The sequence below is a fragment of the Longimicrobium sp. genome (genome assembly GCF_036387355.1).
Lineage (GTDB): Bacteria > Gemmatimonadota > Gemmatimonadetes > Longimicrobiales > Longimicrobiaceae > Longimicrobium.
Genome location: NZ_DASVTX010000344.1, coordinates 1 through 9,856 on the forward strand (window position 1 = coordinate 1; position 9,856 = coordinate 9,856).

Here is a 9,856-nt window from a genome sequence, read left to right on the forward strand (position 1 = left end):
GGCCAGAGGATGAGGAGCATCCAGAACATCAGCCAGGGAATCATCATCAGCAGTTCGCCGACTCCCAATCCAAAGGGCATGGGTCTTCTCCGCTCTGTCCGTGAGGTACAACTTTACCGCCGGTAGTCGCCATCGGCGTAAACTACGTCACCACAACGGAATCGTTTCAGGTGCGAGCCCGGCCGGGCACGTCCGCGACTTCGGATGCATGGCCCAAGCTCCTGGCCGTTCCATCTCTGGTCCCGTGCGCCCGCATTGGACCAAACCTGGAGGGTGAGCGGGCGGATGGAAGGGCGCGGTGCTCCGGGCAGAAAACCGCGACGGGATGCGTTGCCTTCGATCCACATCCACACACACCGGCCAAGAGCGGAACATGGGCGACTACACCTCGGCGGTTGCTCTGCGCTATCTGGCGCTCCTGGTCCTGATGATTGCCACGAACCGCTGGGATATCGCGGACCGCAGGGACGAGGCCCTGTCGATCGCGGTCGTCGTGTTCTGGATCGTGATGGTTCAGACGGAGCCGGCGGCGCGCCATTCCCTGCGGGCGCCGAGCCCGTGGTACGGCTGGATGGCGGTTCACGCCGCGCTCATTCACGCGCTCTGCGTGACGGCGGTGATGGTCGCGGGCACCCTGCTGGAACCGGAGCCCGTCTCGCCGTACGATCCCACCGGAATGGCGCTCAGCATGGGGGACGACTGGCGGAGCGGGCCTTCGGTGGCGGAAATGGCGGTTCCCCTCCTGTTCTACACGGCGGTGTGTGCCGGCTGGGCGGTGACGGTGGGCGCCGTATCGCGCCGCGTCTGGGGCGTGCTGCCGCCGGAACGGCACCTGGTCCGCATCCGCCGGGGCCGGCCCACGAACCGTTCCGCCACGGACTAAGCGCATGTCGCCACGCCGCATTCGCCTGGTCGCGCTCAGCTTTGCGGTGACGGTCAACGTCGCCGCCATCGTGCTGTGGGGCGAGATGACGAACTGGTGCTTCTGCAGCGTTACGGGCGTTCCCGAACCGCCGATTCCGCCACCGTACGCGCTGCGCTTTCTGATCGCGGCCACGGGACCCACCGGGCTTCTGAGTGACGGAGTGACGCAGGCGACCATTGTGATCAACGGAATCCCGTTCTGGTTCCTGATCGCGTGGCTTTCGACCCATGGACTGGTATTCGCCGCGCGCGTTCGGGTGCGCGGCGGGGCGGGGCGCGTGCGGTTCGGCCTGGCGCCGCGGGATCGCGTACGGTTGCGGGAGGTCATGGCGATTGCCTGCGTCCTCGCGGCGGGAGCGGCGGGGTGGGGCGCGCATCAGCGCCAGGCGTGGCTGCGGGAGGCGGACCGCGTCCTCGTGTCCACACTCGCCGCCGCCGCTGCCGAGCGTGAACTCGCGGGGGTGCGTTTCACGATGTACGAATGGGTCGGCGGCGATCTCGTGCGGGTGAGGCCAAGAGGCCGGTATGCCGTCGTCGTAGATCCGGCGGAGGCGGGAAATCACGTTCCGGACCGCGTGATCGTGCCCGAGTCGTACGGCGGCTTCCTGGAGTTCGAATCGGGGAGGCGGTACCGGTTCAGCGTGTACCGTGAACATGCGGCTGCTGGTCGCGGCGAACCGGGCTGGGTCGTTTTCGTGGACTCGCCCGGCAAGCGTCCGCGGGAGCGCTGGTAAGCCGTTCGGAGGACCGGATCATGAGATTGGAACGCCGCTATCGCCGGGTTACGTTCTCTCGTCGCCGGCTCGTTCCCGTAGTTGAATGGGCTCGGCGGGCTGAGAATCTCGAGGTCGTACGCGAACGGCACGGCTCGCGGCTGGAGGAACCGATCGCCGTATTCGCTGATCGCGCCGTAACAGGATCAACGGTGATCCGTTCGCGCGCGGCCGGAGGTGAACAAGCACGCCAGAACTCGCGATCCCGCGGTTCCTCCGGGTGTGATGATCGGCTTCAAATCACCCGCTCCCCCGCCTTCCAGACGCCTTCGATGATGGGCGCGGCGAGGCGGTAGGGGATCTCTCCGGCCGATTGGGCGCGCCAGAGGACCAGGTCGGCGGGTGCGCCGGGGGCCAGGGTGCCGCGGCCGTCCCCAAGCTCCAGCGCGGCGGCGCCCCCGGCCGTGGCGGCTCGCAGCGCCTCGTGCGGGCTGAAGCCCATGCGGCTGCAGGCGGCCGTCAGCACGAAGTGCATGCTGGGCGTCGGCGAGCTTCCCGGGTTGAAGTCCGTTGCCAGCGCCACCGTTGCACCCGCATCGATCAGCGCGCGCCCCGGCGCCCAGCGCGGCCGGCCCAGAAAGAAGAGCGTCGCCGGCAGCAGCGTCGCCACGGTGGATGACCCCGCGACCGCCGCGATCCCCGCCTCGCTGATGTCTCCCAGGTGATCCACCGAGGCGGCCCCCAGTTCCGCGCCGAGTTCCGCCCCGCCACTCCCCTCCAGTTCGTCCGCGTGCAGCTTGGGCCGCAGCCCGTGCTCCAGCCCCGCGCGCAGGATCCGCTCGGTTTCCGCCCGGTCGAACACGCCGGGCTCCATGAACACGTCGCAGAAGCGCGCCAGTCCGGCTTCCGCCACCGCGGGGACCATCTCGTTCACCAGCAGATCCACGTACGCCGCGCGATCGTTTTTGAACTCCGGCGGAACCTCGTGGCCGCCCAGAAACGTCGGGATCAGCTCGATGGGCTGCAGGTCGTTCAGACGGCGGATGGCGCGCAGCGTCTTGAGCTCGTCCGCCGTGGAGAGGCCGTAGCCGCTCTTGACCTCGGCCGTGGTGGTGCCGCAGCGCAGCATCTCGTTCAGCCGCGGCAGCGCCATCTGCACCAGCTCGTCCTCGGACCGGGCGCGCAGATCGCGAACGCTGGCGTTGATGCCGCTGCCGCGCCGCGCGATCTCCATGTAGGGAACGCCGGTGCAGCGCAACGCGTACTCCTCCGTACGGTAGCGGCCAAAGACGGCGTGCGTGTGGCTGTCCACAAAGCCGGGCGTCAGCACGCCACCCGCGCAGTCCACCCGTTCCGCATCCGCAAACTCGCGCAGCAGATCGGCTTCCGCGCCCACTGCGGCGATGCGCCCGTCGCGCACGGCCACGGCGGCGCCGCTCTGTACGGCGGCGGGATCGGCGTCAGGCGTCTGGCGCACGGGGCCGGTGCACGCCGCAACCTGCGCGGCGTTGACGAAGAGCAGAGTGCTGGGCATCAAAATCGGGGGCTGGGCTGGCGTTGCGGACGGGCTTCTTGCGCCGGACAGTTTGCCCTGCATCCACAGCCCCCGTCAAATGAGGTGCGGCCGCGACGGATCGGCGGACGGTCATCCCCATCCGCGACACGCCAGCGGCGGCACGCCGCACATCGCCCGGCGCACGCGAACCGGAACCACGACCACGGAATCACAATGGTGACGATGGGATTCGCCCCGGCCGCGCATCGCGGAGGGCTCGCCGGGGCCGTCTGCGTGATCGCCCTGCTGGCGGGCGCACCGGCGGCCGCGCAGGAGGGCAATTCGCACGACGCCGGCACGGACACGCTGGCGGATGCCTTGCGGGCGCGGGTGGAGGTGCTCGCGGCGGACTCGCTGGGCGGCCGCGAGACGGGAACGCACGGCGCGCGGAGGGCCGCCGAGTACCTGGCCAACGCCGCGCGCGCGATCGGGCTGCGGCCCGCGGGCGATTCCGGCGGCTACCTGCAGCGCGTGCCGCTGGAACGCCGCCGGGTGACGGCAACGGTAACGATGACCGGCCCCCGCGGGCCGGTGGAACTGCGGCCGGACGAGGTGGTGCCGCTCTTCTTCAACTTTGTCCCGCGCCAGTATCGGTCGCGGGGCGGAGGCGGATTGTACTTCGGCGGCTTCATGCGCGAGCAGGGGTCGCGCGGCGCGCTCGTGAGCCAGATGGAGCAGCTGGCCGGGCGCGTTCCGTTCTTTCGCACCGGCGGCGCGGACGCGGACAGCACGCTCCCGCCGGTCTTTGAGCTCTCCTGGCTGATGAACCCCCGCAGCCCCGCGCAGGCCCTGCTGTTCGTGGCGGAAGGTCGGATCGGCGAGCAGATGGCGCATCGCGCGGACCAGGCGCGAAAGGGGCAGCTCGGCGTGCCCATGCCGCGGCGCGTCGCGGATGCGCCGCCGCTCTTTCTGATCACGCCCGCCGCGATGGAGCGGGTGCTCGGCCGCCCGCTGGGGAACGGCCGGACGCCGCGCCCGGAAGCCGGAACGTTCCGCTACCACCTGCGCGACACGGTCGACGCGGTGGCGGGATGGGAGGTAGTGGCGATCCTCCCCGGGCGCGATCCCGCGCTGCGCGGCGAGTACGTGGCGCTCGGCGCGCACTACGACCACCTGGGCGTGGGGAAACCCGTGGATGGCGATTCCATCTACAACGGGGCGGATGACAACGCGTCCGGCGTGGCGGCACTGGTGGAGGTGGCGGCCCGCTTCGCGGCGTTGCCCGCGGACCAGCGCCCCGCGCGCAGCCTGATCTTCATCTGGCACTCGGCGTAGGAGAACGGGATGCTGGGGTCGGCCGCGTTCACCGAGCGCCCGCCGGTGCCGCGCGACAGCATCGTGGCGTACATCAACATGGACATGGTCGCGCGCAACCATCCGGACTCATTGTTCGTCCTCGGATCGCGCCGGCTCTCCTCGCAGCTCGGGGCGGCGGTGGAGGCGGCCAATTCCCGCCAGCCGCGTCCCTTTGTGCTCGACTACGCCCTGGACGCGGCCGGTCATCCGGAGAGCGTGTACTGCCGCTCCGACCACGTCAGCTTTGCGCGATACGGCATCCCGGTCGCCTTTTTCACGTCCTCGCATCACCCGGAGTACCACACGCCCGCGGATGAGGCACAGACGCTGGATTACGAGAAGCTTGCGCGCGTCGCCGTGCTGGTGGGCGACCTGGCGGCGGACCTCGCCGACCGGCCGGCGCGCCCCGTGGTGGACCAGCCGGTTCCGCGCCCGGGCAGTCCCTGCCGCCAGTAGCCAATCCGCGCGTCACAGGCCCATCGCACCTGTTGCAGGGCGCCCGCGAAACCCTCGCGGGCGCTTTTCGTATCCATGCAACGCCCGCGCGGTCGCGAGGCACACAGACGCACCTTCGTCATCATCCCTGAACCGCTCGCGCCGATGTTCATCCCGCTCCGCGCCGTTGTCCTGCTCTCGCTCGCTTCCGCCACGCCGGTCCTGGCGCAGCCCGGTGCGCGCCCCTGCCCGCGCGAACGCCTTCACTACGACGTCGCGCTGCAGGCAGGATCGGTGCGGGTGGACCTCTGCGTTCCAGCGACGGACGCGGATTCCGTCGGTTTCGCGCTGCGGGAGTGGGGCGGGGTGGAGACGTTCGCCGACAACGTGACGGAGATCGCGGCGACGGCGGCCGACGGCGCGGTGCTGCCTGTGGAGCGGCGCGGCACGGACCGGTGGATGGTGCGCTCCGGCGCGCGGCGGGCCTTCCGGGTGGCGTACACCATCCGCCACGACAAGCCCTCGTTCATGGGCACGGAGGAGGGCGGCCACTTTCAGCCCACGCTCTTCCCCGACTGGGCGCTGCTCTGGGGGCCGTCGTACCTGGTGCGTCCCATGACCGACGCGCTGACGGAGATTCCGGCCGGCGTGCGGATCGACGCGGGCCCGTACCGCACCGCTTACCCGAGTTGGGGCGCGGACACCGTGGCGGCGGACGTGGATGCGCTGCGCAACTCGGTGCTGGCGGCCGGCAACTACCGCCGCGAGACGCGGCAGGTGCAGGGCGTGCCGGTCACCTTTCTGGCGCAGGGCGCGTGGTCGTTCACGGACGAGGCGTTCGCGGCGGTGGTGGAGCGCGTGCTGCAGGCGCAGGCCGCGGCGATGGGGAGCTATCCCGCGCGGCGGCTTACGGTTCTGCTCCTTCCCGGGCTGCCGAACAACGCGGGCGGCACGGTGGTCAAGGACGCGATGGCCGTGTATCCATCGCCCGAGGGCGACGTGCTCCGCGATCCGCGCGCGCTGGGCCTCATCGCCCACGAGCACTTTCACCTGTGGAACGGCGAGGCGGCGACCGCGGCGGATGACGTTCCCGAGGGCGCGATCAAGTGGTTCTCCGAGGGCTTCACGGACTACTACGCCGACCTCACCCTGCTGCGCGCCGGCGTGCTGGACGAGGCGGGGCTGATCGCGCGGACGAACGACCGCATCCGCGACTACCTCGCAAATCCGCACGCGCGCACGGCGACGTCCGCCATCCTGGGCGAGAAGTACTGGGAGTCGCAGGAGTACAACCGGCTGCCGTACGTGAAGGGCGCGCTCACGGCGCTGCTGATGGACCTGCGCATCCGCCGCGCGTCGGGCGGAACGCGGTCGCTGGACGACTTCACCCGCGCCGTGTTTGCGCGCGGAGGCACGTACCGCACAGAGGACCTGCGGCGAATGCTGGAGGGGACGGCGGGCGGGGACTGGGGCGCGTTCTTCGCGGCGTATGTGGATGGCGCGCAGGAGCTTCCGATCCTGGAGATCTGCGCGGAGGCGGGGATGGAGTGCGCGCCGGGGCCGGTGCCGCTCTTCCACCTCGGCTTTGGGGTGGAGGGCGGGATGCGGAGGGATGCGGCGGTGGCGTCGGTGGATGCGGGCTCCGCGGCGGAGCGCGCCGGCCTGCGCGCGGGAGACGTGCTGCGCGGCTTCAGCATCCGCCGCGACCCCGCCGTCCCCGCGCAGCTGGAGGTGGAGCGCGGCGGCGAGCGCATCACCCTCACCTACCTCCCCGCCCGCGAGATCATCGCCCCGAGCATCCTGTCCACGGACGCGAGCCGGCGCGTCGTCGCTACCCTGCGGGGCGGATCGGGCCAGACGCGGTGAGCCAGGTCCCTGCCCCCTGTGAGCCGAAAGGGAGTAGTTTGGGGCGGCTCGCCCGTTCTGCGAGGCTCTCTCCGTTTTGTCCATGGTTCGGTACGAGAGTCAGTAGTGAAAACCCTGTCAGGATGCTCTACAATGCGGACCAGCAGCGAGCCGGAGCGCGACGAGGACGGCCGGTGGATTACAGAAGCAGACGCCAACGGCAAGCACTCCGACGTAGGCGTTACGGAGCGCCTGAACCATCTACCCGGCCGAGGCGAGCACGCTGGAGCCGCCGTTGCGCCGTGCACAAGCGCAAACGTTGCGTGATCGGGCTGTGGAAAGATGCGCCTCGGGTGAGCTGGAAGAGGACCCAGCGGCTCATAGAGCTATCATCCCCTGCAGCGCGGCGGTGAAGTCCGCCAGCGCCTCAGAAGATGTAAGGCGGTCTAGCCGAGGCCGTCTGGCCTAACCGCTTGGTTAGGCGCGTGCGGGCAAGCATGTTATCTTCCGGAGCAAGATTTTCGGACCACGCGACCGGAGTTACGAGCATGGCAGAACGCGCATACCGAATCGATCTCGACGAGCAGGACGTTGTCGTCAGGCTCCGGCGAGGAGTCCTGGGCCGGGAGCAGGTGTCGCGCTTCCTGGACTTCCTGGAACTGGAATCCATTCGCGAGCGTAGCGAACTCTCGGAAGCCGACGCGGCTCTGCTGGCCGACGAGGTCAACCGCTCCGTGTGGGCTCGTACCCGCTCGCATGCGGCGGAGTGAGCGCGAGTGGCCAGGGAAGACGCCGTGGCGGTCGTTGTAGACACCAACATCATCTTCTCTGCCCTTCTGCGTAGCGAGAGCCGGTTCGCCGAAACTCTCCTGCGCGGGAGCACCGATTTTACGTCTGTGAAAGCGTGCTGGTGGAGCTGTTCAAGCATAAAGAGAAGATCCTCCGCCTGAGCCGGCTTTCAGACGAGGATCTTCTGCGGTTCTACCATCTGCTGCTCCGGCATCTTACGCTGTTCAAGGAAGACCTCATCGCGCCGGAGCACTGGCGAACTGCACGGGACCTGTGTCGCGAGATCGATGAGGCCGACACGCCTCACGTGGCGCTCGCCCTCGACTTGGACGCGCCTCTCTGGACGGGAGACAAGCGCCTGCGCGAAGGACTTGAGGCACGTGGCTTCACGCGCTTCTTCGTACCGGGCGCGGCCGGATGATCCGGGATTCGGGAAGGTAAGTGCATGCAGCCGCGGACGTTGCGTCCGCGGCTGCCGTAGCCGTGTCGTCGCCGCCTCTTGCCAGGCATGGGTCAGGCGGCTTCCTCCCTCGCGGCCTGGTGCCACCGCGGCGTGAGGCCCTTCGCATGGAGCCACGCCTCGGAGCCGGCGCGGGCGGTGCGCAGGTCGTCGGCGAACTCCAGCACGGCTTCGGCGACGCGCGGGTCCATCGAGAGCTCGTCGCTCGCGGCGCGGCGGTGGAGCTTGATGGTGGAGTCCGCCAACGCCTCGAACAGGCCGAAGCGGTCCGACAGCATCTCCAGCAGCCGCATGGGCGAGGCGAGGCCGCCCGCGTGGCCCGGCAGCATGATTCGGGTGCCCGCGGCGGCGCTGCGGGCGCGAGCGGAGCGGGCGGATCTACGGCGTGCGCGCATGTCGATCTCCAATCCTCTTGACCCTGGCCGCGCAGCAGGGGTAGCTTGGGAAAGCGTCCGGCTTCCGGGTCGTTCGCGTGAGAGGCTGGTCGTGTCTTCTTGGCGGAGGAGGCGGCCAGCCTTTTTCTTTCGCCCTACTGCTTACAATGTAGTTAGCGGCGGTGTGTTTGTCAACAGAGATGTTAGCGGAAATGGACTTCACCGAAGCTACGGACAGACTCACCAAGTCGATCAGCCTTGCGGACCTGGCCCGTGAACTGGGGGCATCGTACGGAACTCTCCGACAAGCGCGGATTGATCCTCGGTCCCCGTCGTATCGGCGACCGCCAGACGGCTGGAAAGCTGCGGTTGCGGAGTTGGCTCGGCAACGAGCTGCGGAGCTTGACGCACTCCGCCGTCAACTCCAGGAAGATCTGAACGGCTAGTTACACCGCAGGTTCGAAGGGCGGCGGATCCCGCTGAGATGTGTAGTCAAGCGTGTTGTCGGACAACTGCTACGTGCAATTGGGCGAACAAATGGATACCGAAAAGAGCCTTAGTCTCACGCGCCGACTCCGGCCGATCAGACTAGCGTATCTCGTGCGAGCTTCGGATCAGGCCGGCGTGCGCGAGATACTCCGAATGAACACTGTACTGTGGGGCGGGGGCTTCAACGGGATCATCCCCGTTTATTCCCGTATCCCCAGGCGCTTAGCTGAACCTGGTATCACCGCGAAGATTGTGATCGATGCACACCTGAATGTATTCCTTCCAGACTACGTAGTTTCGATGAATCCTGAGCTGGCCAACCTCATCTCATTTCCGAAGGAGAGAATCCTAACTCCAGCAGACGTGCTAGCCGTAAAAGACGCTATGGAGCCGGTAGGTTTCGGGGTTGATGTGCGGCACCTCTATACCGAAATATATGAGAAAGAGTTCAAGTTCCAGAGGCGGCATCCTGCAAAGGTAGCTTTACCAGCCATTCTCGACCGGTCGATGGCTTTGTTTAGCGCAGCCTGCTACGGAGAGTTTCCGGACCGCACAAATCTCCGATATCTACGCGAATCTTTCATGAATGTCTTTGAAGCAACAGAGCTCTTAGTTGGCCCAGATACCTTTCTGGAATCCTTAGATCTTGATATATCCAATCCCCGCCGGATAACGTCCTATGGATTGGAGCTACAAAGACTACCAGGTGATCACGGTCCTTGTCTTTTCTATATGGACGCGACGTCTGTGGCAGACATAATCGATTTCTGGAATATTAGGGCGTTAGGGAGATCGGTGCTTCCCATTCCGATTCAGTGGGTCGGCGAACTACGGGCTGGAGTCGAGAGTCTTGTGCGGGAGAACCATCCTCCAAAGCTGTACAACCCCGCATTTTTAAGTCACACGACTATGGTTTGTTCGCGATCATTGGATCGACAAGTGATGCTGGATTTCGTGAATTCCTTGACCCTCCCGG

At 67.5% G+C, this 9,856-nt stretch carries 7 protein-coding genes and 2 pseudogenes; 7 read left to right on the forward strand and 2 right to left on the reverse strand.

Going from position 1 to position 9,856, the window contains the following annotated elements; genetic code table 11:
* The first annotated feature begins 373 nt into the window (after positions 1-373).
* Both VF665_RS15100 and VF665_RS15105 read left to right on the forward strand, forming a co-directional pair.
* Entirely contained in the window at positions 374-883 is a 510-nt protein-coding gene (locus tag VF665_RS15100; protein WP_331054271.1) for a hypothetical protein, read from the forward strand.
* Positions 884-887: 4 nt separating this feature from the next.
* Positions 888-1,658 carry a hypothetical protein gene (locus VF665_RS15105; protein ID WP_331054272.1) on the forward strand — a complete coding sequence of 257 codons (771 nt, stop codon included), beginning with the start codon at positions 888-890 and terminating at the stop codon, positions 1,656-1,658.
* 274 nt (positions 1,659-1,932) lie between these two features.
* Here the strand turns inward: VF665_RS15105 and hutI are convergent, their stop codons facing one another.
* Positions 1,933-3,171 (reverse strand): imidazolonepropionase, encoded by a 1,239-nt coding sequence (hutI, locus tag VF665_RS15110; protein WP_331054273.1) that lies wholly within the window; start codon positions 3,169-3,171, stop codon positions 1,933-1,935.
* 651 nt (positions 3,172-3,822) lie between these two features.
* On the opposite strand from hutI, the pseudogene VF665_RS15115 reads away from it, so the two are divergent.
* From VF665_RS15115 to VF665_RS15130, 4 genes and pseudogenes are all read left to right on the forward strand, one after another.
* Positions 3,823-4,944 (forward strand): annotated as a pseudogene (locus tag VF665_RS15115) (M28 family metallopeptidase).
* A gap of 144 nt (positions 4,945-5,088) precedes the next feature.
* Positions 5,089-6,789, forward strand: coding sequence for a hypothetical protein (locus VF665_RS15120; protein ID WP_331054274.1), 1,701 nt, complete (start codon positions 5,089-5,091; stop codon positions 6,787-6,789).
* Between the two features lie 527 nt (positions 6,790-7,316).
* Complete coding sequence (locus tag VF665_RS15125; RefSeq protein WP_331054275.1) at positions 7,317-7,538, forward strand: hypothetical protein; 222 nt, start codon at positions 7,317-7,319, stop codon at positions 7,536-7,538.
* 134 nt (positions 7,539-7,672) lie between these two features.
* Positions 7,673-7,978: a PIN domain-containing protein gene (locus VF665_RS15130; RefSeq protein ID WP_349263139.1), complete on the forward strand. Its 306-nt coding sequence runs from the start codon at positions 7,673-7,675 to the stop codon at positions 7,976-7,978.
* A gap of 92 nt (positions 7,979-8,070) precedes the next feature.
* Here the strand turns inward: VF665_RS15130 and VF665_RS15135 are convergent, their stop codons facing one another.
* Complete coding sequence (locus VF665_RS15135) at positions 8,071-8,346, reverse strand: hypothetical protein (protein WP_331054276.1); 276 nt, start codon at positions 8,344-8,346, stop codon at positions 8,071-8,073.
* Positions 8,347-9,033: 687 nt separating this feature from the next.
* Here VF665_RS15135 and VF665_RS15140 point away from each other — a divergent pair.
* A pseudogene (locus VF665_RS15140) lies at positions 9,034-9,856 on the forward strand (hypothetical protein); the annotation flags it as partial.

Bases quoted from the DNA above. Each gene is read 5' to 3' on its own strand.
- VF665_RS15100 (WP_331054271.1), top strand. From the start codon at position 374: ATGGGCGACTACACCTCGGCGGTTGCTCTGCGCTATCTGGCGCTCCTG.
- VF665_RS15105 (WP_331054272.1), top strand. From the start codon at position 888: ATGTCGCCACGCCGCATTCGCCTGGTCGCGCTCAGCTTTGCGGTGACG.
- hutI (WP_331054273.1), bottom strand. From the start codon at position 3,171: ATGCCCAGCACTCTGCTCTTCGTCAACGCCGCGCAGGTTGCGGCGTGC.
- VF665_RS15120 (WP_331054274.1), top strand. From the start codon at position 5,089: ATGTTCATCCCGCTCCGCGCCGTTGTCCTGCTCTCGCTCGCTTCCGCC.
- VF665_RS15125 (WP_331054275.1), top strand. From the start codon at position 7,317: ATGGCAGAACGCGCATACCGAATCGATCTCGACGAGCAGGACGTTGTC.
- VF665_RS15135 (WP_331054276.1), bottom strand. From the start codon at position 8,346: ATGCTGCCGGGCCACGCGGGCGGCCTCGCCTCGCCCATGCGGCTGCTG.